Source organism: Bradyrhizobium sp. PUT101 (assembly GCF_052043945.1).
Lineage (GTDB): Bacteria > Pseudomonadota > Alphaproteobacteria > Rhizobiales > Xanthobacteraceae > Bradyrhizobium.
This window is the reverse complement of sequence record NZ_CP197207.1, coordinates 2,961,056-2,986,686: the sequence shown is the minus strand read 5'-3', so window position 1 is coordinate 2,986,686 and position 25,631 is coordinate 2,961,056. Positions and strand designations below refer to the sequence as shown.

General features: G+C 64.2%; 26 protein-coding genes. 23 read left to right on the top strand and 3 right to left on the bottom strand.

Annotated elements, in window-relative coordinates:
- Nucleotides 1-114 precede the first annotated feature (114 nt).
- The 21 genes from ACSHT2_RS14725 to ACSHT2_RS14625 all read left to right on the top strand — a co-directional run bounded on the left by ACSHT2_RS14725 (nucleotide 115) and on the right by ACSHT2_RS14625 (nucleotide 19,410).
- A complete protein-coding gene (locus ACSHT2_RS14725; RefSeq protein ID WP_440642199.1) occupies nucleotides 115-1,023 on the top strand; it encodes a flagellin N-terminal helical domain-containing protein in 909 nt (302 codons plus the stop codon).
- Nucleotides 1,024-1,298: 275 nt separating this feature from the next.
- A complete protein-coding gene (locus ACSHT2_RS14720; protein WP_035670210.1) occupies nucleotides 1,299-2,213 on the top strand; it encodes a flagellin N-terminal helical domain-containing protein in 915 nt (304 codons plus the stop codon).
- Nucleotides 2,214-2,518: 305 nt separating this feature from the next.
- On the top strand, nucleotides 2,519-4,144 hold the full coding sequence (fliF, locus tag ACSHT2_RS14715; RefSeq protein ID WP_440642198.1) for a flagellar basal-body MS-ring/collar protein FliF: 1,626 nt from the start codon (nucleotides 2,519-2,521) through the stop codon (nucleotides 4,142-4,144).
- Complete coding sequence (locus ACSHT2_RS14710) at nucleotides 4,141-4,836, top strand: hypothetical protein (RefSeq protein WP_440642197.1); 696 nt, start codon at nucleotides 4,141-4,143, stop codon at nucleotides 4,834-4,836. The genes fliF and ACSHT2_RS14710 overlap by 4 nt, the downstream gene beginning before the upstream one ends.
- A gap of 6 nt (nucleotides 4,837-4,842) precedes the next feature.
- The gene (locus ACSHT2_RS14705; RefSeq protein ID WP_440642196.1) at nucleotides 4,843-6,156 is read left to right on the top strand and encodes a MotB family protein; all 1,314 of its coding nucleotides are present in this window, start codon (nucleotides 4,843-4,845) and stop codon (nucleotides 6,154-6,156) included.
- Nucleotides 6,153-7,331, top strand: coding sequence for a chemotaxis protein (locus ACSHT2_RS14700; protein WP_440642195.1), 1,179 nt, complete (start codon nucleotides 6,153-6,155; stop codon nucleotides 7,329-7,331). The genes ACSHT2_RS14705 and ACSHT2_RS14700 overlap by 4 nt, the downstream gene beginning before the upstream one ends.
- Nucleotides 7,328-8,677 (top strand): flagellar hook-length control protein FliK, encoded by a 1,350-nt coding sequence (locus tag ACSHT2_RS14695; RefSeq protein WP_440642194.1) that lies wholly within the window; start codon nucleotides 7,328-7,330, stop codon nucleotides 8,675-8,677. The genes ACSHT2_RS14700 and ACSHT2_RS14695 overlap by 4 nt, the downstream gene beginning before the upstream one ends.
- Nucleotides 8,628-9,209, top strand: a complete 582-nt coding sequence (locus tag ACSHT2_RS14690) for a transglycosylase SLT domain-containing protein (RefSeq protein WP_440642193.1) — start codon at nucleotides 8,628-8,630, stop codon at nucleotides 9,207-9,209. The genes ACSHT2_RS14695 and ACSHT2_RS14690 overlap by 50 nt, the downstream gene beginning before the upstream one ends.
- A 90-nt stretch (nucleotides 9,210-9,299) precedes the next feature.
- Nucleotides 9,300-10,532 carry a flagellar hook protein FlgE gene (locus ACSHT2_RS14685; RefSeq protein WP_440642192.1) on the top strand — a complete coding sequence of 411 codons (1,233 nt, stop codon included), beginning with the start codon at nucleotides 9,300-9,302 and terminating at the stop codon, nucleotides 10,530-10,532.
- Between the two features lie 34 nt (nucleotides 10,533-10,566).
- Nucleotides 10,567-12,042: a flagellar hook-associated protein FlgK gene (gene flgK, locus ACSHT2_RS14680; protein WP_440642191.1), complete on the top strand. Its 1,476-nt coding sequence runs from the start codon at nucleotides 10,567-10,569 to the stop codon at nucleotides 12,040-12,042.
- A 3-nt stretch (nucleotides 12,043-12,045) separates the two neighbouring features.
- Nucleotides 12,046-13,092, top strand: coding sequence for a flagellar hook-associated family protein (locus ACSHT2_RS14675; protein WP_440642190.1), 1,047 nt, complete (start codon nucleotides 12,046-12,048; stop codon nucleotides 13,090-13,092).
- A gap of 56 nt (nucleotides 13,093-13,148) precedes the next feature.
- Complete coding sequence (gene flaF / locus ACSHT2_RS14670; protein ID WP_199752193.1) at nucleotides 13,149-13,493, top strand: flagellar biosynthesis regulator FlaF; 345 nt, start codon at nucleotides 13,149-13,151, stop codon at nucleotides 13,491-13,493.
- Entirely contained in the window at nucleotides 13,493-13,903 is a 411-nt protein-coding gene (flbT, locus tag ACSHT2_RS14665) for a flagellar biosynthesis repressor FlbT (RefSeq protein ID WP_440642189.1), read from the top strand. The genes flaF and flbT overlap by 1 nt, the downstream gene beginning before the upstream one ends.
- A 14-nt stretch (nucleotides 13,904-13,917) precedes the next feature.
- Entirely contained in the window at nucleotides 13,918-14,337 is a 420-nt protein-coding gene (gene flgD, locus ACSHT2_RS14660) for a flagellar hook assembly protein FlgD (RefSeq protein WP_440642188.1), read from the top strand.
- Nucleotides 14,334-14,600, top strand: coding sequence for a flagellar biosynthesis protein FliQ (gene fliQ, locus ACSHT2_RS14655; protein WP_027572776.1), 267 nt, complete (start codon nucleotides 14,334-14,336; stop codon nucleotides 14,598-14,600). Before flgD ends, fliQ begins: the two co-directional genes overlap by 4 nt.
- A gap of 75 nt (nucleotides 14,601-14,675) precedes the next feature.
- Nucleotides 14,676-16,757: a flagellar biosynthesis protein FlhA gene (gene flhA, locus ACSHT2_RS14650; protein ID WP_440642187.1), complete on the top strand. Its 2,082-nt coding sequence runs from the start codon at nucleotides 14,676-14,678 to the stop codon at nucleotides 16,755-16,757.
- Nucleotides 16,754-17,506, top strand: coding sequence for a flagellar biosynthesis protein FliR (gene fliR / locus ACSHT2_RS14645; RefSeq protein WP_035670248.1), 753 nt, complete (start codon nucleotides 16,754-16,756; stop codon nucleotides 17,504-17,506). The genes flhA and fliR overlap by 4 nt, the downstream gene beginning before the upstream one ends.
- Before the next feature lie 7 nt (nucleotides 17,507-17,513).
- Entirely contained in the window at nucleotides 17,514-17,933 is a 420-nt protein-coding gene (locus tag ACSHT2_RS14640; RefSeq protein ID WP_440642186.1) for a hypothetical protein, read from the top strand.
- Nucleotides 17,930-18,403: a rod-binding protein gene (locus ACSHT2_RS14635; protein ID WP_440642185.1), complete on the top strand. Its 474-nt coding sequence runs from the start codon at nucleotides 17,930-17,932 to the stop codon at nucleotides 18,401-18,403. The genes ACSHT2_RS14640 and ACSHT2_RS14635 overlap by 4 nt, the downstream gene beginning before the upstream one ends.
- A gap of 39 nt (nucleotides 18,404-18,442) precedes the next feature.
- The gene (locus ACSHT2_RS14630) at nucleotides 18,443-18,955 is read left to right on the top strand and encodes a flagellar biosynthesis protein FlgN (RefSeq protein WP_440642184.1); all 513 of its coding nucleotides are present in this window, start codon (nucleotides 18,443-18,445) and stop codon (nucleotides 18,953-18,955) included.
- Entirely contained in the window at nucleotides 18,952-19,410 is a 459-nt protein-coding gene (locus tag ACSHT2_RS14625) for a hypothetical protein (protein ID WP_440642183.1), read from the top strand. The genes ACSHT2_RS14630 and ACSHT2_RS14625 overlap by 4 nt, the downstream gene beginning before the upstream one ends.
- 186 nt (nucleotides 19,411-19,596) lie before the next feature.
- Here ACSHT2_RS14625 and ACSHT2_RS14620 read toward each other — a convergent pair whose 3' ends face one another.
- Entirely contained in the window at nucleotides 19,597-20,367 is a 771-nt protein-coding gene (locus ACSHT2_RS14620; RefSeq protein WP_440642844.1) for a winged helix-turn-helix transcriptional regulator, read from the bottom strand.
- Nucleotides 20,368-21,185: 818 nt separating this feature from the next.
- On the opposite strand from ACSHT2_RS14620, the gene ACSHT2_RS14615 reads away from it, so the two are divergent.
- Entirely contained in the window at nucleotides 21,186-22,148 is a 963-nt protein-coding gene (locus ACSHT2_RS14615) for a hypothetical protein (RefSeq protein ID WP_440642182.1), read from the top strand.
- 12 nt (nucleotides 22,149-22,160) lie between these two features.
- On the opposite strand, the gene ACSHT2_RS14610 is transcribed toward ACSHT2_RS14615, so the two are convergent.
- On the bottom strand, nucleotides 22,161-22,736 hold the full coding sequence (locus ACSHT2_RS14610) for a MarR family winged helix-turn-helix transcriptional regulator (protein WP_440642181.1): 576 nt from the start codon (nucleotides 22,734-22,736) through the stop codon (nucleotides 22,161-22,163).
- A gap of 657 nt (nucleotides 22,737-23,393) precedes the next feature.
- Between ACSHT2_RS14610 and ACSHT2_RS14605 the strand changes: the two genes are divergently transcribed.
- On the top strand, nucleotides 23,394-24,281 hold the full coding sequence (locus ACSHT2_RS14605) for a dienelactone hydrolase family protein (protein WP_440642180.1): 888 nt from the start codon (nucleotides 23,394-23,396) through the stop codon (nucleotides 24,279-24,281).
- A gap of 60 nt (nucleotides 24,282-24,341) precedes the next feature.
- Here the strand turns inward: ACSHT2_RS14605 and ACSHT2_RS14600 are convergent, their stop codons facing one another.
- Nucleotides 24,342-25,607 carry a serine hydrolase domain-containing protein gene (locus ACSHT2_RS14600; RefSeq protein WP_440642179.1) on the bottom strand — a complete coding sequence of 422 codons (1,266 nt, stop codon included), beginning with the start codon at nucleotides 25,605-25,607 and terminating at the stop codon, nucleotides 24,342-24,344.
- Nucleotides 25,608-25,631 lie beyond the last annotated feature (24 nt).

Here is a 25,631-nt window from a genome sequence, read left to right as displayed (position 1 = left end):
GGGTTGGACCCCACCCACATCAGTCCAAAGGCATGATGCCGTCCCTCCGTACCGGTGAAAGCCCGGTATGTCCCCTCGTGAAAATGTATCGCGTACAAAAAAGGGACATTCGCAATGTCAAGCCTGCTTACGAACTCGACTGCCATGACCGCACTCCAGACCCTGCGGTCTGTGAGTTCGCAACTCTCCACCACGCAGAACCGGATCTCCACCGGCCAGCGCGTGGCCACCGCTTCGGACAACGCGGCCTATTGGTCGATCGCGACGTCGATGCGCGCCGACAACGCCGCGCTCTCCGCCGTCTCGGACTCGCTCGGCCTGTCGGCCGCGACCGTGGATACGCAGTATACCGCTCTGAGCACGGTCATCGGCGACAAGGACTCCGGTCTGACCAAGCTCCAGTCGTTGCTGGTCCAGGCCAAGACCGCCGGTATCGACCGCACCAAGATCCAGGCGGACATCACCCAGATCCAGCAGCAGATGAAGAGCACGGCCGATGCCGCGACCTTCAACGGCGTCAACTGGCTGAGCACGACGACCGGAACCACACCGACGAGCTTCAGCCTCGTGTCGTCGTACTCTCGCGTCGGCGGCACGCCCACGACCGGTTCCATCACCGTGACGACCGCCGACTACACGCTCTATTCCAGCACGCAGACCGGCATTCTGGACACCGTGAGCGGCAGTGCGTCGGTCAACACGATCAGCATCTCTGCGCTGACCGACTCGGCAGCCGACCAGACCACGCTCGATGGCTACATCGCGCAGGTCACGACCGCCATCAACTCGGTGGCCGCATCCGCCGCCAATCTCGGTGCCGTCAAGAACCGTATCTCGACCAACACGCAGTTCGTGAAGTCGCTGATGGACTCGGTTGATCGTGGTGTCGGCCAGCTCGTCGACGCGGACATGAATGCGGAGTCCACCCGCCTGGCCGCCCTTCAGGTCCAGCAGCAGCTCGGCGTTCAGGCGCTTTCGATCGCCAACAACAGCAGCCAGAGCATCCTGTCGCTGTTCCGCTAAGATCCAGGTCATCGGAGAAGGGCCGCGCTTCTCGCGAAGCGCGGCCCTTTCGTTTGGCGTGACGCTACCCGCACGCCGTCATTTCGGCTCCCTGTTGCAGCTGGAGCACAGAGTCACAAGCCTCGCACAAGCTTCGCTCGCTAACCTCGCCGTTACGACAGATTGGGCCTTGAACCTGCGTTTGCGGGGGCCCGAAGGCATGACGCCGCTCTGTCGTACCGGTGCAAGTCCGGTATGTCCCCTAAGCTCGATTCAATCTTCAAAGGGACATCAAAATGGGTTCTAGCCTTCTCACCAACTCCTCCGCCATGACCGCGCTCCAGACCCTGCGGTCTGTCAGCGCGCAACTCGCCACCACCCAGAACCGGATCTCCACCGGCCAGCGCGTGGCCACCGCTTCGGACAACGCCGCCTACTGGTCGATCGCGACGTCGATGCGTTCCGACAACGCGGCGCTGTCCGCCGTCTCCGACTCGCTCGGTCTGTCGGCCGCGACCGTCGACACCGAATATACCGCTCTGACCTCGGTGATCGGCGACAAGGAATCCGGCCTGACCAAGCTGCAGGCGCTGCTGGTCGAAGCCAAGACCGCGGGTATCGACCGCACCAAGATCCAGGCCGACATCACCCAGATCCAGCAGGATATGAAGCTCAAGGCCAATTCGGCCACCTTCAACGGAATCAACTGGCTGAGCACGACGACCGGTACCACCCCGACGAGCTTCAACCTCGTATCGTCGTATTCGCGTGTCGGCGGCACGCCCACTATCGGCTCCATCACCGTGACGACCGCCAACTACACGCTCTACTCCACCACGCAGACTGGCATTCTGGACACGGTGAGCGGCAGCGCGTCCGTCGACACGATCAACATCTCCGCGCTGACCGACTCGGCGGCCGACCAGACCACGCTCGATGGTTACATCGCGCAGGTCACCGCTGCGATCAACTCGGTGAGCTCGGCCGCTGCCGATCTCGGTGCGGTCAAGAACCGCATCTCGACCAACTCGGAGTTCGTGAAGACCCTGATGGACTCCGTGGACCGCGGTGTCGGCCAGCTCGTCGACGCCGACATGAACGCGGAATCGACCCGCCTCCAGGCTCTGCAGACCCAGCAGCAGCTCGGCGTTCAGGCGCTCTCGATCGCCAACCAGAACAGCCAGAGCATCCTGTCGCTGTTCCGCGGCTAAGCGGCGACTTCGAAACGACCGTGCTCCCTCAGGGAGCACGGTCCCCGCCATGATTGGCGGATGCGACGGCACACGACACGCCGGCATCGACCTTCCGACGCCAGACTTCATGCAATACGCCGCAGCCGATGGCGCTGCCATGCGCCCGAGCGTTTCGCTTGTGGTTGCCAGACTGATTGCGTCATCCAGGCTTCTTGTAAAATTGCAACGCCTCGCCGGCGAACTGACACATTCGTGGCCTCGCGCAACCTTCAGACAAGGTTGGCAGCCGAGTGTCCTCACCATTCGCATCGGTACGAGGTCATATGCTCAGTCGTGCGCAGGTACAGCAACTGCTCAACAATCTGCTGGAGCTTGGGCCGCGACGCCTGATGGCCTTGGGACTGATCGGCTTTTCCGTTCTCGTCACCGTCGTTGGCGGTACCTACTATCTCAGCCGGCCCGAGTTCGAAACGCTCTATACCGGCCTCACCCGCGAGGACGTGACGCGGATAGGCGCGGCGCTGCGCGAACAGAATATCACCTTCGACGTCAATTCCGCTGGCGATGCGGTCTCGGTGCGTCCGAGCCAGACCATGCAAGCGCGGATGCTGCTTGCGGAGAAGGGGCTGCCGACCAGCGCCAGTTCCGGCTACGAGCTGTTCGACAAGATCGGCTCGCTCGGCCTGACCTCGTTCATGCAGGAGGTCACCAAGCTCCGGGCACTGGAGGGCGAGATCGCGCGCACGGTCCAACTGATGAAGGGCGTGAAGGCGGCGCGGGTGCATATCGTGCTGCCGGCGCGCGGCTCGTTTCGCGCGACGCAGCAGCCGCCATCGGCATCGGTCGTGCTGCGCACCGACGGCGCGATCGAGGCGCGCACGGCCCAGTCGATCCGTCACCTGGTCGCCGCCGCCATCCCCGGCATGAGCCGCGACAAGGTGACGGTGCTGGACGCCGACGGCTCGATGCTGCTCGCCGAAGAGGACGAGGCGAGCGCCGCGCCGACCAGGATGGCGAGCCTGCAGAAGACGGTCAGCGGCATGGTGCAGGAGAACATCCGCAAGGCGCTGACGCCGTATCTCGGCCTCGACAATTTCGAGGTGAGCGTTGCACCGCAGCTGTCCACCGACAAGCGGCAGATCAACGAGACGGTCTATGATCCCGAGAGCCGCGCCGAACGTTCGGTGCGGAACGTGCGCGAGAAGGAATCGTCGCAGAACGCCGACCGCTCGACGCCGACCACCGTGCAGCAGAATCTCCCCGACCAGCAGGTGAATGCCGGCGGCGGCAAGAACTCCAGCGAGGACAAGAGCCGCCGCGAGGACGTCACCAATTTCGAGGTCTCGTCCAAGACCACGACGACGGTGAGCGACGGCTATTCGGTCAAGAAGCTCTTCATCGCCGTCCTGGTCAACCGCGCGCGGCTTGTCGCCGATCTCGGCGACAAGAGCAACCAGGCCATCATCGACAGCAAGCTCGCGGAGATCAGTCAGCTCGCGGCGACGGCGGGCGGACTGGACAAGGTGCGCGGCGACCAGATCCAGGTGACGGCCGTCGATTTCATCGAGGGCTCGCGTGAGCTGGCGCCGGTGCCCCCGATCAGCTTCGTCGAGATGATCAACAAGCAGCTCGGCAGCGTCATCAATGCGGTGACGATCCTGGCGGTTGCTTCGATGCTGGTCTGGTTCGGGCTTCGGCCCGCGGTCAACGGAATTCTGACCCATCGCGCGGAGCAGGAGCAGGCCGAGGCGGCTGAGGCCGCCCAAATCGAGGCTGCGGCGGCCCTTGCGTTGCCCGACGGCGAGGAGACCGAGCTCAACCTCGTCGAAGACCTCGAAGGCAAGATGCAGCGAACGCCGCAGAAGCGGCTGGAGCAGATCGTCCGGCTCGATCAGATGCAGGCGGCAGCGATCCTTAAAGACTGGATGCGACGTGAGGAGGCGGCATGAACGCGGCAATCGGAAAACTCCTGACGCAGTTCGACGCGAATGGCCGGGTCAAATCGTCGCCGCCTCCGCCGCCGAAAATTCAGGACGTGCTGACCAGGCCGAAGGAAACCCGGCGCGAGCCGCAGCCTCAAACGCAGCCTCAGACCCAGGCGCATCCGCAGCTTCAGGCGCCGCCGCCTCCCGCGCCGGAAGCTCCGCCGGTCAATCTCCTGGACGATGCCTATCGGCGTGGTCATGCGGCCGGCGTCGCGGACGGCGAGGCCAGGCTTGCGGAGGAGCGCGTACGTAGCGCGATCCGGCTCGGCGAAGAGCGGGCCAAATGGTCCGACCAGCAGGCGGTCGCGATCGTCAGCGGCTTCGAGGCGGCCTGCCGCGAGATCGAGAGCAACATCGCAAGCTCCGTTGCGCGGATATTGCTGCCGTTCCTCACTGAGGCGGTGCGCGACAAGGCAATCGGGTCGCTGGTCGAGCAGGTTGCGGCGCTGACCGGCAGTTCACCGGTGCCGGTGTTCAAGGTCACCGGCCCGAGCGAGCTGCTCGACCTCGTGAAGACGCAGCTCGCGGCTTCCCGGCGAACCGGCATCGAGTACGAGGCCGCCGACACCTTCGAGGTCCGCGTCGTGGCCGACCAGACCGTGATCGAGACGCAGATCTCCGCCTGGAGTGAACGCCTCAAGGAAGCGCGCCGGTAGTCCGCCATGGAAGAGGTCAAGCATGAGATCGTGATTGTCCGCCGGCGCAGCGCCTTCGCCGAGGAGGCGCATCATGGCGGCGTCTGGAAGATCGCCTATGCGGACTTCATGACCGCGATGATGGCGTTCTTCCTGGTCATGTGGCTGCTCAATGCGCTCAACCAGGACCAGAAGCAGGTGGTCGCGAGTTACTTCAACCCGATCAAGCTCGCCGAGAACGCGCCTGCCCCAAAGGGTCTGAAGGATCTCTCCAAGAAGGAGCCGTCGTCGTTCGAAGGCCAGGATGGCAAGCGTCAGCCGGCCGGGCCGAACGAAGAACGTCGCGGCGACTCTCCGACCGCCGAGAAGCCGGCCTCCTACGAGGAGAAGGTCCTGTTCCGCGATCCCTACGCGACGCTCACCGAGATCGCCAATAGCGCGAACCAGTCCACGGGTCAGCGGCGTGCCGGCGCTCTGACGTCGGCCGAGGAGGACGGCCTCAAGGGTGGCGACGCTTACCGCGATCCCTTCGATCCCGGCTATTGGAGGCTGGCGCCGCAGGCGTCCAAGGACGCGGATCGCTTCATCGAGAGCGAGGCCAAGCCGAATGCGTCCGCGCGCGACGGCGCAGCCGGAACAAATCCGGGCGAGCCGCAGGCGCGCCGGGCCAAGGCGGAAGAGGCGGGCGGAAGCGTGGCGCCGAACGCAGATAGCCCGTCCGCAAGCCTGTCGCCTCTGCTGCCGCCGGGCCCCGTACCCACGCAATCCTCGCGCGAGGGCAGCGCCCAATCTGGCGTTCAAGCCAACGCCGCCCCCCAGGCGCGTTCCAACGACACGGCAAAGCAATCCGAACCGCGCGATGAGGCGCAAACGCAGCAGCCGACTCTGAAGCAGCTTCAGTCCGCGATCGCGGACGCGCTGTCGGATATCAAAGCGGGCGCGGGGCCAGCGGCCGAGGTGCGTCAGGTCGAGGAAGGACTCCTGGTCAGCCTGACCGACGATGCGAGCTTCGGCATGTTCGCGGTCGGCTCGGCCGAGCCGCGGCCCGAGCTGATCCGCGTGATCGACAAGATCGGGCCGCTGCTGACCAAGCGCCAGGGCATGATCATCGTGCGCGGCCATACCGATAACCGGCCGTATCGTTCGGAGACCTACGACAATTGGCGGCTGTCGACTGCCCGTGCGCAGATGGCCTATTACATGCTGGTTCGCTCCGGCGTCGATGCGCGGCGGATCGAGCATATCGAAGGTTACGCCGACCGGCGGCCGAAGCTTCAGAATGATCCGGCGGCCGCACAGAACCGCCGGATCGAGATCCTGATCCGGGAGAAGCGCCCTTGATCAGGCTGCTGCGCCGCGCCGCCTTGCTGCTGCTGCCGTTCACGGCGGCGAGTGCGCTTGCCCAGCCTGCGCCCCCGTCAGGCGAGCCCTATGAACTCGTCCGTGCGCTACAGGCGATGCAGGACGGCATCGCCAACGGCGACACCGCTGCGCATAACAGCCACATCGCGCTGATCCGGCAGATCGGCGAGAAGTTTCTCGCTGCCGATCCCGCCGTATGGAGCCATCCGCAGAACAGCCAGGCCGTGGTCATCTACCTGCTCAGCGGCGGCGCGCCGCAAGTCGTCCGCAAGCTGCCGCGCGACAAGATGAACGTCGACGAGCGGCTGTTCAACGGTGCGCTCGCCTATGTCGAGGGTCGTCAGGACGACGCGCGGGAGCTGCTCAAGGACGTCAAGCCGCGGACGATTCCCTCGGGCCTGGGCGGACAGGTCGCGCTGGTCCAGGGCGCGCTGTTCGCGCGTGCAGAGGCATCGCTCGCCATCGAGCGTCTGGATGACGCGCGACTGCTGTTGCCTGGCACGCTCGTCGAGGAGGCGGCGCTGCGGCGCGAGATCCTGCTGGTGGGTCAGGCGGAGGATTTCGAGAAGTTCGAGTTCCTGACGCTGGCCTATATCCGCCATTACCGCAACTCGATCTATGCCGGCGATTTCTGGCAGCGCTTCTCCGCGGGGCTGACGCAATCGAGCCTGGCGCTCGACGAGCGCCGCTTTGCGCGGATCACAGCCCTGCTGGAGCAGATCGATCGCGCGAGCCGCCTCAAGCTGTATTTCGTGATCGCGCGCGCCGCGATGGTGCGCGGACGGCTGGCCGTGACCCGGCTTGCCGGCGAGAGGGCGCTGGCGCTCAGCGCCGACGCCTCGGCGGATCGCGAGCGGGCCCATTTCTTCCGCGGCGCCTCGCGGGTGCTCACCGACGAATATGATGGCGGTCTGGCCGAGCTGAAGGCGCTCGACCGGTCGAAGCTGCCCGAGCGCGACGTCCCCCTTCTGAATGCCACGGTGCAGCTCGCGCTCGACGTCCGCAAGCCGTTCGCGGGCGGATCCGCTGCCGCTGCCGACAAGCCTCCGGCAACGCCGGCGCGGCTCGATCTGTCCTCATCGAGCGTGACGCTCGCGCGCGCGCAGAAGCAGCTCGGCGAGCTCGAACTCCTTACCAGGGATCGCCGTCCATGACCAAGCTCAATGGAACCTCCGGGCAGCTCTTCTCGGGTCTCGCCGAGAGCCTCAACGTGCGCGGGACGTCGCGTTCCGCAAAGAGCGCCGGGACCAAATCGCCGGCAAATTCGTTCAACGATCTGCTCCACACCGTCTCGAACCTCGCAAAGCAGGCACTGAGCGATGACGGCAGCGATACCACCGCGAAGGCCGGAACGCTGCGCACGCGTCTGGCTCACCCGACAGAGAAGGAGAAGCCGAAGCACGCGACGGTGCACGAACCTGTCGCGGCGACCGAGCAACCAGATCCCACGGAGGCATCCTCCGACAACAAGACCGACAGGTCGTCGGAGAAGCAACATCCGGTCGATCATGCCGCGAGGGCAGACGTCCAGGGCCAGGCGGGCGTTGCTGTCGTGGTCGGGCAGGAGATCGCCGCCGCGCCTGCCGTGAAGCTGCAGATGCCACTACAGTCCTCCGACAAGGACGTGTCTGCTCGCGACGAGCGGTCCTCAACGATGAAGCGCGAGGCTCCGGCCATGGGCGCGGCGAAGGCAGTGACGGCCGACACCGCCCCGTCCAGTGTCGCTCCGACCGGCGCGCGCTCGCAGGCTGCGGCTTCGCAAGCGATGGCCGCGCCGCAGCCGGCATCGACGCAAGGAAAGGAGTCTTCGAGCGCAATGCCTGCGTCACCTGGCTTCGAAGCGGTCACGGCCAATGTCGAGCGTGCTGCCAAGGCCTCGACGCGCGCCGCGCTGCCCGAGACGACCAAGGTCACCGTGGTCCAGCAGGAGACCCATCTGCCGCCGGCGCAGTTCAACACCCCGCAACAGGTCGCCAATGCAGTCGTCGCCGAGTTGAAGGAGTCTTCGACTCCGACAGCGTCGGCAGCGCCGGATCTTGCAGCTTCCCGGACCAATGCGCCGGATCAGCCGCTCAAGATCCTGACCATCAATCTCGAGCCGCCGGCGCTCGGCAACGTCACCGTGCGCCTGCGTCTCGTCGGCACCGAAGTGTCCGTCCAGCTTGCGGCCGAGCGCAAGGACACGAGCCAAATGCTCGACCAGCAGCGCGACCAGATCCGCGATCTCATGCAGTCGGCGGGCTACGTCGCCGACGTCGCGCCGGTCCAGCAAGGCTCGCTGGACGGATTCCAGAGTGGCTCCGGCCAATCGCAGCCGCAGCTCTCGGGCCAGCACCAGCCCTCGTCGCAGTCGCAAGGCACGTTCGGCGGTGCCGGCACGTCGCCGGGGCAGTCCGACGGCGGCGCGAAGCAGGCCCGGCGGGAGCACCAGTTCAACCAGGAGACGCGTCATGATCAGGACGTGGCGCCGCATCATCGTCGCGGCCCTGTCTATCTCTAGTGCGAGCGCTGCCCAGGCGGCCGCCGAAACTGCGCGCCCCTGCGAGCGCGAGATGGCGCGTGCGGCCCGGCAGCACGGAATTCCGCTCGGCATTCTCTACGCGGTCGGCCTCACCGAGACCGGTCGGCGCGGCGCGCTCCATCCCTACGCCCTCGGTGCCGACGGCCAGACCGTATTCGCCAGGGACCTGAACGACGCAGTTGCGAATTTCGAGACGATGCGCAGCAAGGGGATCAAGCTCATCGACCTCGGTTGCATGCAGATCAACCACTATTACCACGGCGACAAGTTCGCTTCGGTACGGGCGATGTTCGATCCCGCCGGGAATGTCGACTACGCCGCGCGCTTCCTGAAGGAGCTGAAGCAGCGCGAAGGCAGCTGGACCATGGCAGTCGCGCGCTACAATGCCGGTCCGAACAACCAGCCGGCGCAGAAGCGCTACGTCTGTCACATCGTCGCTCATCTCGTTTCGAGCGGGTTCGGCGCGTGGACCGACAAGGCGCGCTCGTTCTGTCAGCCGAAAACGACATGACAACATGAAGTTGTGCATCGCTTCCAATCATCAGCCCCGCGCAAGCAAGATCCCCCATTGTAGCTGCAACCTACCAAAGGAGCCCAATTCATGAGCCTGTATGGTGTTATGCGCACCGGCGTTTCCGGTATGTCTGCGCAGTCCAACAAGCTGTCGACGGTCTCGGACAACATCGCCAACGTCAACACGACCGGCTACAAGCGGGCTTCCACGGAGTTCTCGTCGCTGATCCTGAAGAGCGGCTCCGGCAATTACGATTCCGGCGCCGTCGAGACCACGGTCCGCTACGCCATCACCGATCCCGGGCATACGCAGTTCACCACGTCGAGCACGGACCTTGCCGTTCAGGGCAATGGCTTCTTCGTGGTGTCGAATGCAAACAATACGCAGCAATATCTGACGCGCGCCGGCTCCTTCGTGCCGGACAGTCAGGGCAATCTGGTCAACGCGGCCGGCTACTATCTTCTGGGGCAGCCCGGTCTCGTGACCAACTTTTCGCAGAACAGCCTGGCCGGCATGCAGATCGTCAACATTGCCCAGGTCCCGCAGGTGCCTGTGCCGTCGACGGCGGGAACGCTCACGACCGGCAATCTGGATCCGAAAGCGGCTGTTATCGCCGGTCCGCCGGGCCCGGCGTCATATTCGTCGAAGAGCTCGATCGTGGCCTACAACAATATCGGCCAGGCCGTTACGCTCGACGTCTATATGTCCCACACGGCGACGGCTGCCGGCTCGGATACCTGGCAGATTGAGGTCTACGACTCCGCGACGGGCACCTCGCTCGGCGCCGCCACCACTTTCACCTTCGACACCACGGCGGCCGGCAAGGGCGCGCTGGCCGCGGCGAGCCCGACCGGTCTCACCGTGACCGTCCCCGGCGGTGCGGCGCTGACCATGGACCTGTCGAACATGACGCAGGTCGGAACCGACTTCAGCTTCAAGGCGACCGTCAATGGCAGCGTTCCCTCGGCCATCGACAAGGTCGACGTCGACGATGCGGGCCACGTGACGGCGATCCTCAAGAACGGGCAGCAGCTGACGCTCTACACGATCATGCTCGCCGACGTCGCGAGTCCCGACAATCTGACGCCCGAGCCGGGCAACGTCTATTCGACCAACCTGAATTCCGGCAACGCGCAGACCGGAAATGCCGGCACCGGCGGGCTCGGCACGATCCAGTCCGGCGCCCTTGAGGCCTCCAACGTCGACCTCGCAGACGAACTCACCGGGATGATCGAGGCCCAGCGCGGCTTCACCGCGAACTCGAAATCGTTCCAGACCGGTGCCGACCTGCTCGACGTCGTCGTCAACTTGAAACGCTGAACTCTTCAGCGCCCATTCCGGGCAAGAGCAACCCATGTCCCTGACCTCCGCTCTCGACTCCGCTCGCGCTTCGCTCATGGCGTCGGGCATTCAGTCCTCGACGATCTCGCGCAACATCGCCGGTGCCAGCGCTGCCGGCTATTCGCGCAAAATCGCCGTGCTGGACAATCTGCCAAATGCCGGCGTCTATGTCGCGGCGATCCAGCGCGCCGCGAGCGGCGGCCTGTTCACCAACGTCCTGACCGCGACCTCGGCGTCCGCCAAGCAAAGCGTGATCTATGACGGTCTCCAGAAGATCGCGGCATCGACCGTGGATGATCCCGAGCTCGATCAATCGCCGACGGCGCAGCTCAATGCGCTGAAGCAGGCGCTGCAGAAATATGCCAACGCCCCAGACAACACCACGCTGGCGCAGGCGGCGGTCGCGTCCGCCAAGGACATGGCCACCGCGCTCAACCAGGCGACCCGGACCGTGCAGTCGGTCCGCGAGGGCGCTGATGCCGACATGAGGACGTCGGTCCAGAACATCAACCAGTTGCTCTCCCAGTTCGAGACCGTGAACACCGCGATCGTGAAGGGCACGATCTCCGGCGACGACATCACCGATTACCTCGACCAGCGCGACAACATCGTCTCGCAGCTGTCGCAGGAGGTCGGCGTCACGATGTCGATCCGTCCCAACGGCGACGCGGCGCTCTACGCCGACAGCGGCGTCGTGCTGTTCGACAAGACGGCGCGGACGGTGAGCTTTGCGCCGACGAATGCCTACACCGCCGGCACCACGGGCAATGCCGTCTACATCGACGGCGTCCCCGTGACCGGGGCCAATTCGGTGATGCCGCTGAAGTCGGGCAAGCTCGCGGGCCTCGCCCAGCTGCGTGACCAGGACGCCGTCACCTACCAGAGCCAGCTCGATGAAATCGCGCGCGGCCTGATCAACACTTTCAGGGAAAGCGATCAGACCGCCGCCGCGCTGCCCGACGTCCCCGGTCTGTTCACCTATCCCGGCGCGCCGGCCATGCCCGCGAGCGCCACCGTCTCGGTGGGCCTCGCCGGCACGATCTCGGTCGCCGCATCGGTCGATCCGGCCCAGGGCGGCAACCCGAATCTGCTGCGCGACGGCGCGATCAGCGGCAACCCCGCCTACCAATACAACACCGCCGGCAACGGCGGCTACTCGACCCGGCTGCAGCAGCTCATCGGCGACATGGATGCGTCGCAGCCGTTCGATCCAACAACGCAAGGCAAGCCGAGCGGCAACCTGATCGACTTCGCGTCGTCCTCGACGAGCTGGATCGAGAACCAGCGCAAGACCGCCAACGACAACTCCGAGTACCAGGCCACGCTGCTCAACCGCAGCATCACGGCGTTGTCGAACGTCAACGGGGTCAACATGGACGACGAGATGGCGTTGATGCTCCAGGTCGAGCGAACCTATTCGGCTTCGTCAAAGATCATTTCGACCGTCGATGAAATGCTGCAGAGCCTGCTGGCCGCCGTGGGGAACTAAGCCATGATGAGCGCGAACTACATCTCGACCTTGATGCTGTCCTCGTCCTTGAGGTCCTCGATCACGAATAACCAGGCTGCGCTGAGCAAGGCATCGACGGAGGCGACCACCGGCCGCTTCTACGACGTCGGCCTCGAGCTTGGCGCCACGACGGGAAGCGACCTCACGCTGCGGGCCGACTTCAGCTTCGCCGATCAGCTCGTCGATACCAACGGGCTCGTCGCGGGACGCCTGGACGTGACGCAGAACCGCATCACCCAGCTCAGCAAGACCGCAACGGACTTCCTCAAGGACCTGATCGCCGCCCGCAGCACCGACGGCGGCGGGCGGGTCATCCTGCCGCCTGCGGCCTCCAATCTCCAGGATCTGATCGGGGCGCTGAACGTCTCCTATAACGGCTCGTATCTGTTCTCGGGCATCAACACGCAGAACGCGCCGATCACGGCCTATACCGCCGGCTCGGCCAGCAAGAACCAGGTCGACGCGGATTTCCTCGCGACCTTCGGCTTCTCGCAATCTTCGCCCGCCGTGGGCACCATTACCCCGGCCCAGATGCAGACCTTCCTCGACACCACGTTCGATGCCGAATTCGCGAGCCCGGCCTGGAACACCAACTGGTCGTCGGCCACCGACCAGACCATGCAAAGCCGTATCTCCACGACCGAGATCGCCGATACGTCCGTCAGTGCCAACCAGGCCGGCTTCCGCAAGCTCGCCGAGGCCTACACCATGATGGCCGATCTCGGGAATGTAAACCTGAGCCAGGAGACGTTCCAGGTCGTCGTGGACAAGGCCATCGGCCTCGTCGGTGAGGCCATCACGGACCTTGCTGCGCTCGGCGGCAGCGTCGGCACGGTCCAGCAGCGGATCACCACCGCAACCGCCAAGCTCAAGACGCAGCAGGACATTCTGAACAATCAGATCGTCGGTATGGAGAAGGTCGACCCGACCGAAGCATCGGTCCGGGTCAACACCCTGCAGACCCAGATCCAGACGGCGCTGGCGCTCACCTCGCAGCTCCAGAAGATCAGCCTCATCAACTACCTCTGAGGCGGGGCTTGTAACCTTGGTTCTAGTTGTTCGGTCTCCTGCGCAGAGTGATGCTGATGACGTTTGAAGCCTATGAAGCGGTCGTTGACGAAAGTGGCTATGAGGCGCGAAGCCGCGAGCGGCAGGCGCTCACTCTCGGCATCGACCGGCTCGAGCGGATCCAGAAGGGCCGCTTCAGTGCCGAGGATCTGGTCGAGAGCCTGCTCTATGTGCGGCGGCTGTGGACGATCTTCATTGAAGATCTCGCGCATCCGGAGAACGGTCTGCCGGACAAGCTGCGCGCCGACATCATCTCGATCGGCCTATGGGTTGTCAAGGAAGCCGACCGTCTTCGCGAGCAGAGGTCGAACGACGTGGTGCAGCTCATCGAAATCAACCGCCTGATCCGAGACGCGCTTTAATGAAGATCTCCTTGCGCGCGGGCGAACGGATCTACATCAACGGCGCGGTGCTTCGCGTGGACCGCAAGGTCTCCGTCGAGCTCGTCAACGACGTGATGTTCCTGCTCGAGGGGCAGGTCATGCAGGCTTCCGACGCCACCACGGCGCTGCGGCAGCTCTATTTCATCGTCCAGCTCATGCTGATGAACCCGACCGATGTCCGGGACGCTGAGGCGCTCTACGCGCAGCATCACGCGGCCCTGTGTGCCGTGTGCGAGAGCCGCGAGATGCTGGACGGACTTGGTGCCGTCGACGAGCTGGTAAGCGCGACCCGCTACTTCGAGGCGCTCAAGCGGATTCGAGCCCTGTTCCCGGTGGAGCAGGCCATCCTGGCCGGCGCCGCTACCATTCCTCCAGTCGAGGCTGCCTGACAGCGGAGAGACACATGAACGTCACCAGCGCGACCGATAGCACCAGCAGGTCCAGTTCGACCGACTCCAGTTCGGCGACGTCAAGCAACAGCGTGGACTACAATACGTTTCTTCAGCTCCTCATCGCCGAGATGAAGAATCAGGATCCGACCAATCCAATGGATACCGCGCAATATATGAGCCAGTTCGCCCAGCTCTCGACGGTTGAGCAGGCGATGCAGACGAATTCGAAGCTGGATGCGCTGCTGTCTTCGCAATCCTTGTCGCAGGCCAACGGGCTGATCGGGAAGACAGTCAGTTTCACCGACTCGACCGGTGCCAGTTTCAGCGGCAAGGTCGTTTCGGTCTCCATCAACAGCGACGGCTCCATCGCGACCCTCGAGGACGGCACCAAGGTTGCCGTCGGGCCCGGGCTCACGATCAGCCAGTCATGAACGAGCGGGACGCCCTCGACATCGTCCAGGCTGCGATCTGGACCATCATCGTCGCCTCCGGACCCGCGGTCGGCGCCGCGATGCTGGTCGGTACCGTCATCGCGTTGATCCAGGCCCTGACCCAGATCCAGGAGGTGACGCTGACCTTCGTTCCGAAGATCATCGTCATTCTCCTGGTCGTTGCCGTCTCGGGCTCCTTCATCGGTGCGCATCTGTCGACTTTCACCGAGATGGTCTACTCGCGGATCGAACACGGCTTCTGATCCGGACGGCCCCGGCACCACCCTCGCGTAAGCTTTGCGCGGCAGATTGCGGGCGGACCCTTCTGCCGGTGACCCATGGCCGATACGTTAGCTGCCAGCCTGCCCAGCCCGCGCCGCTTCGGAGCGGACGCCTTCTTTGCGGCCGGCATCGTGACCATGCTCACGATCCTGTTCCTGCCGATTCCTCCGATCCTGATCGATCTCGGCCTCGCGTTCTCGATCGCACTGTCGGCGCTGATTCTCATGGTCGCGCTGTGGATTCAGCGGCCGCTCGACTTCTCGGCCTTCCCGACCGTGCTGCTGATCGCGACGATCCTGCGCCTGGCGCTGAACATCGCGACGACTCGTCTGATCCTGTCGCGGGGCGGGGAGGGCGAACAGGCAGCGGGCCACGTCGTTGCCGGCTTCTCGAAGTTCGTCATGGGCGGCGACTTCGTCATCGGCCTGATCATCTTCGCGATCCTGGTCACGGTGAACTTCGTCGTGATCACGAAGGGTGCGACGCGTATCGCCGAAGTCGGCGCCCGTTTCACCCTGGACGCCATTCCCGGCAAGCAGATGGCGATCGACGCGGACCTGTCCGCCGGCCTGATCGACGACAAGGAAGCCCAGAGCCGTCGGCGCGAGCTCGAAGAGGAGAGCGCGTTCTTCGGCGCCATGGACGGCGCCTCGAAGTTCGTCCGTGGCGACGCCATCGCCGGCCTCATCATTACTGCAATCAACATCTTCGGCGGCATCGTCATCGGCGTCACCCATCACGGATTGACACTCTCCCGCGCCGCCGACGTCTACACCAAGCTCTCCGTCGGCGACGGTCTGGTGTCGCAGATGCCGGCGTTGATCGTGTCGCTGTCGGCGGGCCTCTTGGTCTCCAAGGGCGGCACCAGGGGCTCGGCGGAGCAGGCGGTGCTGCGGCAGCTCGGCGGCTATCCGCGCGCGGTGTCGGCTGCCGCGCTGATGATGTTCGTGCTCGCCCTGATGCCGGGGCTGCCGATGGCGCCGTTCGTGCTGCTTGGGGGTGTCATGGCCTTCGTCGGCTATTCGCTGCCGAGGCGGCAGGCGGCGCGGGAGCGCAAGGAGGCGGCATCCAAGGCCGACGAGCGCGCCCAGGCCGAGGCCAAGGAATCGGTGAAGGAGCAGCTCAAGACCGCCGAGATCGAGCTGGCGCTCGGCGGCCACCTTTCGGTCCATCTCCTGGGCTCGCGCACCGAGCTTGCCCACCGCGTGGCCAAGATCCGCAAGAAGTTTGCCAAGCAGTACGGCTTCGTCATTCCCGAGATCAAGCTCACCGACAATCTGTCGATCGATCCCAAGAGCTACCAGATCCGGATCCACGACACGCGCGTTGCCCATGGCGAGCTCAGGCTCGGCGAGGTGCTGGTTCTGGTCGACAAGGACGGCAAGCCCGACGTGCCGGGCGACGAGGTGATCGAGCCTGCCTTCGGAATGAAGGCGCTGTGGGTGACGGAAGCCTTCACCGACGAAGTCAAGCGGCAGGGCTGCAAGCCGGTCGACAATCTGTCGGTTCTGCTCACGCATTTGAGTGAAGTGATCAGGGCGAACCTCGCCCAGCTCCTGTCCTACAAGGACATGCGCGCCCTGCTGGACCGGCTCGATCCCGAATACAAGCGCCTTGTCGAGGATCTCTGCCCCTCGCAGATCTCCTATTCGGGCCTGCTGACGATCCTCAAGATCCTGCTGGCCGAGCGAGTCTCCATTCGCAATCTTCACCTGATCCTCGAGGCGATCGCCGAGATCGCGCCCCATCTGCGGCGCTCCGAGCAGGTCGCAGAGCACGTGCGGACGCGGCTTGCCCAGCAGATCTGCGGCGACCTCTCCGACAATAGCGTGCTCAACGTTGTCCGTCTCGGCAACCGCTGGGACCTGGCGTTCCACCAGAGCCTGAAGCGCGATGCCAAGGGCGACGTCGTCGAGTTCGACGCCGACCCGCGCCTGATCGAGCAGTTCGCGACCGAAGCCAGCGCCACGATCCGCAAATTCACCGAGAACGGCACCAGCGTGGTGCTGGCGGTGACCCCCGAGGCACGTCCGTATGTCCGGATGATCCTGGAGCGGGTGTTCCCGACTCTGCCGGTCCTGTCGCATGTCGAAGTCGCGCGCAGCATCGAGATCAGGGCGCTCGGAGCCGTATCGTGATCAGCGGCCTCGCGGACAGCGTATTGGTGACGTTCATCGTGTTCTGCCGCATCGGCGCCTGCCTCATGCTGGTGCCGGGCTATTCCAGCGTCAACGTTCCGCCCCAGGTGCGCCTGTTCGTCGCGCTGGTCACGACATTTGCGCTGACGCCGATCCTGATCGCGGTCCTGAAGCCGCTCACGGACAACGCGGCACCGCTGACGCTGGCGCTCCTGATCTGCTCGGAGCTCGTAGTCGGCAGCGTCATCGGGCTCGGCGGACGGGTGTTCTTCCTCGCGCTCCAGACCATGGCGACCATGATGGCCAGTGCGATCGGGCTGAGCAACATCCCGGGGACACCGGTCGGCGACACCGATCCGGCGCCGGCCCTGGTGCCTCTGATCATGGCGGCCGTCACCACGCTGTTCTTCATGACCGACCAGCATTGGCAGGTGCTGCGCGGGCTGATGAATTCCTACGACGTCTGGCAGCCCGGCAGCAAGCTTGGTGGCAGCATGGCGCTCGACCTGCTCGTCGGCCGCCTCTCGGAAGCGTTCGTGCTGACGCTGCGGATCACCAGTCCCTTCATCGTCTATTCGGTGATCGTCAACCTGGCGGTCGGCCTGATCAACAAGCTGACGCCGGCGATCCCGGTCTATTTCATCTCCGTGCCCTTCGTGCTGTTCGGCGGCTTCCTGCTGCTCTATCTCACCAGCGACGAACTGCTGACGCAATTCATGCTCGGCGTCTCGTCGTGGCTGGCGGAGTGACCCGGTCATGACGTCGCGCTCGGACAAGCTCGGCCGGATGGTCTCGCTGGTGAAGCTCCAGCTTCGGCTGTCCGAGTGGCAGCTCGCGCAACTGCGGCAGCAGGAGCGCAGCCTGCAGGACGAGCAGGAATGGCTGGTCGGAGCCCTGAACGACGGCAGGCCGCCCGCGGGATCGTCGAGCGAATCGATCGCGCGGCGCTTGAACAGGACGAGCGCCGGCGCACGCGCAGTACAGGCGCAGGCCGCGCAGCAGCTCGACCAGGTTCGCGCGGAAAGCCGCCGCGTGAAGCAGCTCGAGGAAGTCGCGAAGGCGGCGCTCGCAGACAAGCTGCGTGACGCGGAGAAGCGCTCGCTCGAGGAGATGACGGGAACAAGCCCTGCCGTGCACGCGTGGATGCCACGGCCAGCCAACCGGGACAAGATATGATCGTGACCGCGACACCAGACCTCGTTCTCGATGTCCTCGAAGCCGCCGATCCCGTGACGCTGCGTGCGGCGACCGCGAAGCTCGACGCGTTGAAATCCGCCGATGCTGACTTCACTGCCGCGATGGACGCGGAGGTCGGCAAGGCTGCTGCCGATCAAACCGCGACGAAGGTCTCGGAATCGCAGTCGGGGGCAGCGAACGGTCCGCCAGTGCAGGTGATCAAGGCGCCGGCATCCGGCGAGGTTTACCGCAAGTTCGAAGCTTTCATCCTCCAGACCTTCGTCGAGACGATGTTGCCGAAGGAGTCGGAGGAGGTCTTTGGCAAGGGCACGGCTGGCGGCGTCTGGAAGTCGATGCTTGCAGAGCAGCTCGGCAACCAGTTGGCAAAGGGCAAGGGCATTGGCATCGCCAGGCAGCTCGCCGCCGCACATCCGGCCGCGCCGGACGCTGCGGGGAAGGCCGGATCATGATCCGCGAACGGGTGACAGAAGTTGAGGGGTGAATTTCCGATGCAGGTACAAGAAGGCGCGGCGGCCATGGCGATGGACCAGACGGGCGTGGATACCGAGGTGATGACGACGGAAGCAGCAGCGAGCGATGCTCTGCTGCCCGTGCTGCTGCCGATCGCGGGTGGTGAAGCGATGGTCGACGCCGCGGATGCGGTGAGATCGGACGAGGTGCGCGGCCTGCTGGCCGCGATCCGCAGGCTCGCGAGTATCGTCGAGGAGGAGACGGCCGCGCTCGCGACGGGCCGGAAGATCGATTTCGACGACTTCAGCGCGCGGAAGAGCCGGAGCATGCTCGAGTTCGTCCGCCTGATGCGGGCACGGATGCACCTCGGCGGCGAAGTCGAGATCACCGAGGAGATTCAGCGGCTGCGCGAGAAGCTCGAGCGGAATCGTTCCATTCTGGAAATGCACTACGATGCGGTGCGTGAGGTCGCAAGCATCATCGTCACGGCGATCAAGGAAGCCGAGTCGGACGGCACTTATACCGGTCGCGCAGCGCAGGACGGAAAATGATCAGGCTGGTGCTGGGCGGACTGTGGGTCTGCATCCTCACCGCGGGCACGAGCTATGCCGTCGCCTATTGGAAGGAGAACGGCAGCCTGCTGCCGGTGAAGGACGAATATCTCGACGGGCTGCAATATCAGAAGACGCGGGCACTGAGCGTGCCCATGGTCGAGAACGGCAATGTGCAGGGCTACATCGTCGCGCGCTTCGTCTACACCGTCGAGGGGCGGACCATGCACCAGCTGAACGTTCCGCCGGAACCGTTCGTCGTCGACGAGGCCTTTCGCAGGATCTATGCCGACGAGCGCCTCGATTTCAGGAAGCTCGCCCGTTACGACCTCTCCATCCTGACGACGGCCATCAAGCAGCGTGTCAACGAACGGATGCAGGCTGAAATCGTCCAGGACGTCCTGATCGAGGACTTCAACTACGTGTCCAGGGAAGAATTCCAGCAGAAGCCGTAAAGCAAGCCGTTCGGAGCAGCGTTTTCGGGACGATCCTGCCCAAATGGGCAGCTGAAGCCGGCGCCACGCCGGTTGCACAGCGAATGCAGGCATATGTCCTGCCGTCTCTGCCGCTGAAAGTACAACGGCCTCTGCGAAGGTGCTCGCAGAGGCCGTTGCAGGTTTCGCGGGGGCCCTCCTGCCGTCTCAGTTTCCGGCCGGATAGGCCGCCGGGGCGGCATGCACTCTGTTCAGGAGGATGCCGAGCTCGTCGAGATCCTGCACCGGCTCGTCGAGGGGCTCGCCGGCCGGGATGTTGAGGCGGTATCCGACGTAGCGTCGGGCCACGATCGCGTCAAAGCCGAGGCGGTCGCGGAGCTTCTTGCGCAGCTTGCTGACGTGACTCTCGATCACGCTCTCGTCGAAGGTGGACTCGAAGATGCCGTAGACCGCGTTGAAGATCTGCGTCTTGGTGATCCACTTGCCGTGGTTGGCCACCATATATTCGAGAATGCGCAGTTCGCGGCGGGGCAGGGTGAGGGCGTGCCCCGCGATCTCGGGGTCGCGACCGTTGAAGAAGACCTGGATTCTGCTTTCGCAGGGCCTCGGCAACTCGCCCACCCGGCGTCGCGCGATCGCGGCCGTTCGGGCGAGGATCTCGCGCAGGTGAACCGGCACGTGCACGACGTCGTCGACGCCCGATTCGAACAGCTCCAGCGTGTTCTTGAGCATCTTCTGGCCGCTCATCGCGATGATGGGCGCCGAGGAGCGCTTGCGCATCGCCCGTGGCAGGCTTCCGCGTGCATCGCAATCCCCGAGGAGAAAGGCGTCCACCGCTGCCAGATCCGATTCACTCGCGGATTGCAGCCAGTCCCAGAATTCTCCGGAGGAGAAGCCGATCGACGACACACCTTCGCGAACGAGCCCTCCGACGTAGCTGTTCGCGACGCTCTCGCGATCATCAACGATAATATACATCAGTCTTTCGCCCCTGTTTCGCACTTGTTGCGGCCGGCTGGTTGTTGTGATGCTCCGGCTCGGCAACGATGCTGTTTGACGACATTCCTTCCCGCGAACCGTTGTTATGGTTTCGATATTCGCGGGCAGCCCTACGCATTCAGTGCCTGCGTCGCGCAGGCCTGCTACATCAACTCGATACTGAACGCTTACTGCGTGAGGCCCGGCGGGTGCCTTGCGGATCACCTCGCGGAGCGGATTGAGAAACGACCTAGATCAGTTGCGCCAAGTTGCTCATCGCGTCCGAACACTGCTGAACTATGTCGATCTCCTCGCCAACTGGCGAGAATCACTTGAGTAGGACCGTAACAATTGCCGATTTCCGATCAAGCGTGCGCAACAAAGCGGTTGCTACACGTGCTTGATGTTGTTGATACGTTTCTGGTTGTTTCTTGATGTATTCAATCGCATCAGTTGATTTGGAATCTAAACTAGTTTTGCCGCACGGCGGTTGTAAAGTTCCGCATCCCCGTACAATTACAGCTGTTTTGAGCAGTGCTGCGGGTCGGGCAAATTGAGGGGTCTTCAACCCCGGATTGACTCCGGCGCTCGCTTTTCCAGATGCGACAACTCGACTCACTTTTTGCGAGACGACTCCAGCTTGGTGAAATCTTGGCGAGTGTGTGTCTTTCGAGTCGCACTATCGCCACGTGTATGACGCGACTGACTCATGCAGCGTCGCATCGCGCGCCATAGAAAGTTTTCGATGCGCACGTTTCAGGCAAGCTTCGGCAAATAACGTCACCGTTCGACAGATCGAACGAACGGAGCATTTTCACATGTTGTCCGATGGACAAGCTCGTCCCAACGCGACCGCGGATGCTTCCGCGGTGGCGAAGCCGACTCCGGAGGCGCGCGATGCAAAGGACGGTACGACGCCAGCGGCCAAACCCGGTGCCAGCGCAAAGCGTGTATCGGCTGCGGCGAGCGACGAAGCTCTCGCGAAGGAAGCTCTCGAGGGGCTGAAGCGCATTCGTGCCAAGGCGCGCCTCGACAAGATGGCGATCCCGAAACCTGCGCCGGCCGTGATCAAGCCGGCCGTGATCGTGGCGAAGCCGCCGCCACCCCGTCCGACCTGGGTCGCACCGCTCGCGACTCTGGCGGTCGCTGCCATGTTGGTGGTCTGCGCCTGCACCGGCGTGATCGCCTATCTCACCACCCAGCCCGCTCAGAACAACGTTGCGGCCAGTGCCGAGATCAGAAATCTGCGGGAGACCGTCGCGCAACTGCGCAGGCAGGTGTCGGGCGTGTCCGAAAATCTCGATGGCTTGCGCACTGCGGTCGATCAATCGAGCAAGGCGACGAATGATCGCTTCGGCAGATTTGCCGAGAACCTGGACCGGATCGAGCGGGTGAGCTCGTCCTCGACGGCGAAGCTCGACAAGCTCGCCCAAGGACAGGCTCAGGTGCTGGCCCAGGCTCCGGCGCCGGCAATTGTCCAATCGCAGCCGGCGTCACAGCAAGGGCCGATGATGGCTTCGGTCGCAGCGCCCGAATTCACGGGCTCGGTGCCTGCGTCCGAGCGTGCGTCGGCGCCGCGCAAGCCGATCAAGGGCTGGTCGGTCCGCCAGGCCTATGAAGGGATTGCGATCCTTCAAGGCCCGAACGGGGTCATCGAGGCCGTGCTGGGGCAACAGGTGCCCGGCCTCGGTCGCATCGAAGAGATCAGGAACGAGAACGGGCGCCTGGTGGTGGAATCCAGCGGCGGCATCATCTATTCGTCACGTAAGGCAACGCCTTGATCGAGCCGCCTTCTATTGACGGTGATGCTCGAAGCTGGTGCATAGCAGATCGACCTCCGTCTCCGCGATCGGTGCGCGAAACAGGCGGCAGCTGAACTCGACCGTCGTCTTGCTGTCCGTGGTGCGATCTTCCCGCAGGAAGATACATCGCTTGCAAACATCGGTGTGATGCCGCTGCTCGGCTGCGTCGGACTGATCCAGCACGTGGCGGAACGTGTCCCGGAAGCGGATCTTGACGTCGTCGTCGAGAACGGCGATCGCTTCGACGAGAACGTTGACGGGGTCGCGCACGAGGAACTTCTTGCCCTGCTGGGTCACGCTCAACATCACCGACCGCTTGTCCGTGGCCGAGCGCTTTCGTTCGAGGTAGCCGAGCCGCTCGAGCTCGCCGATGATGAACGAGGCGGTGCCCCGTGTGGTGCCAACGTAGCTCGCCAGCGCCGACGGCGTTCGGGAAAACCGGTTGGCCCGGGAGAGGAAGCGCAGCGCCATCCATTCGCGGTCGCGCAAGCCGTGCTTGGTGCCTTCGAACCACAGGATTCGCGCGGCCTGCTCCAACAGTTCAATCGATTCGCGAGCCAAATTCATTTCAGTTCCAGGTCGTATAAACGTTCATTCATTTGAGCTTTGGGTAGCGCAATCTGAGTGGACGAGAATGAGTCCCGCGGGCGCTCCTTCGTCCGTTGGCGGGCGGCGGATTGCTGGGGGAAGAAGCCTTTCCGTTTCGGAGATGGAACTTCCGGCCGTGGAACTAGAGCGTCACAAAGAAAGTTCGAGTAAATCGCGCGGCTCGGATCCTCGGAAAATTTCAATCAAATGACGACGGTTCGCCCGAGAATTGGCGACGTTGTTCGATGCGCGAGCAACTTGATGTGTCGTTGCCGCCACTGCAGTGACCAATTGTTGCGGCTGAGCATGTCGAGTGTGCGAACAGGGGCATTCTTCGCAACCTCTCGCGGTTTGGCCGACCGGGAAAGAACCGACTTTTTCGGTTAATGGATGTTGCGATGCAATGCAGCTAGACGGTTAAATCCGGCGCACGCGCGATCCAGGGAATGTCAGGGTGCCATTGGGAATTGGACAAGCAGCGCGGTTCAACGACAAAACGTGCCGCCTTCGTAGCCACGATCGGCAATATCCCGGAATTCGACGACTCGTGCTCGCAGGCTGGTGATTTGCGTTTCGCCGGCAACTATTGGGGAATGCGTCGCCCTGGGGTAGCAGGCAGCAGGAAGGGATAGACCAATGAGCTTCGAAACCGCCATGACATCCGACGTCGTCGGGCTGACCAAAAGCGCCCCGGTCTCACGCCGCGGATTCATGAGTGCCACCGCGGCCGTGGCGGCGGGCTATACGCTTGCGGCCGGGCCCGTCCGCGCCGAGGTGGTCACGACCGACACCAATGGTCTTGAGGCCGGCGCCGCCAGGATCAAGGTCGGCTCCGAGGAGATGCCCGCCTATTTCGCCCGCCCGGCTGGCAATACCAGGGCGCCGGTGATCATCGTGGCGATGGAGATTTTCGGCCTGCACGAATACATCAAGGACGTGACGCGGCGCCTCGCCAAGCTCGGCGCGTTCGCGGTCGCGCCCGACTATTATTTCCGCAAAGGCGTCGACCTGACAAAGGTCTCGGAGCTCAAGGACCTGCTGCCGGTGGTGAACGCGAAGCCGGACGCCGAGCTGTTGTCCGATCTCGATGCGACGGTGGCGTGGGCGGGATCGCAGGGCGGTGACGTCACCCGGCTCGGCATCATCGGCTTCTGCAGGGGCGGTCGCACGGTCTGGGAGTATGCCGCCCACAGCGGCGCTCTCAAGGCGGGCGTTGCCTTCTATGGTACGCTGGTCGATCCTGCCAATCCGGCGTGGCCGAAGAGCCCGATGCAGCTCGCGCCCGAGATGAAGGCGCCGGTGCTCGGCCTCTACGGCGGCGCTGATACCGGCATTCCCGTCGCCCAGGTCGAGCAGATGAAGGCAGCGCTCGAGCAGAACAAGAAGACGGCCGAGTTCAAGATCTACCCCGAAGCGCCGCACGGTTTCCATGCCGACTATCGCGGCAGCTACCGCAAGGACGCCGCGGAAGACGCCTGGAAGCAGGCACAGGCCTGGTTCAAGAAATACGGCGTCTTGAGCTGACGCTGGGCATCAGGAGAGCGGCCAAGGCGGCCGCCCTCTGTCTATCAATGCGTACCGGTCTCACTTCGTCATCGCGCCATAGACGATGTCCTGAACCTGCTCGCGGTAATATTTCCTGAGCTCGCCGGGCGCGGCCGTTCCCACCACCACGACGAGACGCTCCTTGGGATCGCAGAAGAACTGGGTTCCGTAGGCGCCGTTCCAGGTGAACTCACCGGGATTGCCGGGGACTGACGACAATCCTTCGCTGGTCCGGACCGCCACCGAAAGGCCGAAGCCGAAGCCGCCGCGATGTGGCTCGACATTGGCCACCTTGTTCTTGATCTCGGGGCCGAGGTGATTGGACGTCATGTGATGCACGGTCTTCGGACCGAGGATGCGCTGGCCGTCGAGCTCGCCGCCGTTGAGCAGCATCTGTCCGAAGCGGATGTAGTCGCCGACCGTCGCGAACGAGCAGGCGCCGCCACAATCGAACTTGGTTGGAGTATCCAGGAGCTTGATGGCCTGCGGCTTGCCGGTGAGCGGATCGTTCGTGAACGGGCGGGCAAGGCGAGGGCGCTGCGCGTCGGTCGGGTGGAAGGTCGCATCCTTCATGCCGAGCGGCTGCCAGACGTTGGCGGCGAGATAGTCGCCGAGCTTCTGCTCGCTCACCTTCTCGACGACCGCGCCGAGCACGTCGATCGAGAAACCATATTCGAACTCGGTCGAGGGCTGGTGCGCCAGCGGCAGCTTGGTGATGCGGTCGATGAAGGCCTGGGTGTCGCCTTCGATCGCCGGCGCGATGCCGTCGGGATATTGCCGCGCCACCGGGCTCGATGAGTCCGGGCGGCCGCCGTACATCAATCCCGACGTATGCCGGTAGAGATCGTGGATGAAGATCGGCGAGGCCTGCGGCTCGAGCTTGAGCGAACCGTCAGCCTGGGGCACGCCGACCTTCATGTCGGCGAACCCCGGGTAGTAGTCGGACAGCCTGGCCTGGAGCGGCAACCGTCCCTGCTCCAGCAGCGTCAGGCCGGCGACCGCGGCCATCGGCTTGGTCATCGAGGCCAGCGCGAAGATCGCATCGATCGGCATCGGCGTGCTCTTGGCGGGATCGAGCAGGCCATAGGCCTTGTAGTGGACGAGCTTGCCGTCGCGCGCGATGGCGACCACTGCGCCGGGCACGCGCTTGGCCGCGATCTCGCGCGCGAAGAAGCTATCGAGGCGCGCAAGGCCTTGTTTCGAAAAACCGACATCGTCGGGATTGGCTTCGGGCAGCGGCGCGGCGCGCGCCGCACCGAGCGCGATGACCGCAGTCGCCGCGATCATGGCGATCGTCTTGTTCATTGCATCCTCCCAAGAGGCGAGCTC

Coding starts and splice junctions, on each gene's coding strand:
- ACSHT2_RS14725 (WP_440642199.1), top strand. CDS start 115: ATGTCAAGCCTGCTTACGAACTCGACTGCCATGACCGCACTCCAGACC.
- ACSHT2_RS14720 (WP_035670210.1), top strand. CDS start 1,299: ATGGGTTCTAGCCTTCTCACCAACTCCTCCGCCATGACCGCGCTCCAG.
- fliF (WP_440642198.1), top strand. CDS start 2,519: ATGCTCAGTCGTGCGCAGGTACAGCAACTGCTCAACAATCTGCTGGAG.
- ACSHT2_RS14710 (WP_440642197.1), top strand. CDS start 4,141: ATGAACGCGGCAATCGGAAAACTCCTGACGCAGTTCGACGCGAATGGC.
- ACSHT2_RS14705 (WP_440642196.1), top strand. CDS start 4,843: ATGGAAGAGGTCAAGCATGAGATCGTGATTGTCCGCCGGCGCAGCGCC.
- ACSHT2_RS14695 (WP_440642194.1), top strand. CDS start 7,328: ATGACCAAGCTCAATGGAACCTCCGGGCAGCTCTTCTCGGGTCTCGCC.
- ACSHT2_RS14690 (WP_440642193.1), top strand. CDS start 8,628: ATGATCAGGACGTGGCGCCGCATCATCGTCGCGGCCCTGTCTATCTCT.
- ACSHT2_RS14685 (WP_440642192.1), top strand. CDS start 9,300: ATGAGCCTGTATGGTGTTATGCGCACCGGCGTTTCCGGTATGTCTGCG.
- flgK (WP_440642191.1), top strand. CDS start 10,567: ATGTCCCTGACCTCCGCTCTCGACTCCGCTCGCGCTTCGCTCATGGCG.
- ACSHT2_RS14675 (WP_440642190.1), top strand. CDS start 12,046: ATGATGAGCGCGAACTACATCTCGACCTTGATGCTGTCCTCGTCCTTG.
- flaF (WP_199752193.1), top strand. CDS start 13,149: ATGACGTTTGAAGCCTATGAAGCGGTCGTTGACGAAAGTGGCTATGAG.
- flbT (WP_440642189.1), top strand. CDS start 13,493: ATGAAGATCTCCTTGCGCGCGGGCGAACGGATCTACATCAACGGCGCG.
- flgD (WP_440642188.1), top strand. CDS start 13,918: ATGAACGTCACCAGCGCGACCGATAGCACCAGCAGGTCCAGTTCGACC.
- fliQ (WP_027572776.1), top strand. CDS start 14,334: ATGAACGAGCGGGACGCCCTCGACATCGTCCAGGCTGCGATCTGGACC.
- flhA (WP_440642187.1), top strand. CDS start 14,676: ATGGCCGATACGTTAGCTGCCAGCCTGCCCAGCCCGCGCCGCTTCGGA.
- ACSHT2_RS14640 (WP_440642186.1), top strand. CDS start 17,514: ATGACGTCGCGCTCGGACAAGCTCGGCCGGATGGTCTCGCTGGTGAAG.
- ACSHT2_RS14635 (WP_440642185.1), top strand. CDS start 17,930: ATGATCGTGACCGCGACACCAGACCTCGTTCTCGATGTCCTCGAAGCC.
- ACSHT2_RS14630 (WP_440642184.1), top strand. CDS start 18,443: ATGCAGGTACAAGAAGGCGCGGCGGCCATGGCGATGGACCAGACGGGC.
- ACSHT2_RS14625 (WP_440642183.1), top strand. CDS start 18,952: ATGATCAGGCTGGTGCTGGGCGGACTGTGGGTCTGCATCCTCACCGCG.
- ACSHT2_RS14620 (WP_440642844.1), bottom strand. CDS start 20,367: ATGTATATTATCGTTGATGATCGCGAGAGCGTCGCGAACAGCTACGTC.
- ACSHT2_RS14615 (WP_440642182.1), top strand. CDS start 21,186: ATGTTGTCCGATGGACAAGCTCGTCCCAACGCGACCGCGGATGCTTCC.
- ACSHT2_RS14610 (WP_440642181.1), bottom strand. CDS start 22,736: ATGAATTTGGCTCGCGAATCGATTGAACTGTTGGAGCAGGCCGCGCGA.
- ACSHT2_RS14605 (WP_440642180.1), top strand. CDS start 23,394: ATGAGCTTCGAAACCGCCATGACATCCGACGTCGTCGGGCTGACCAAA.
- ACSHT2_RS14600 (WP_440642179.1), bottom strand. CDS start 25,607: ATGAACAAGACGATCGCCATGATCGCGGCGACTGCGGTCATCGCGCTC.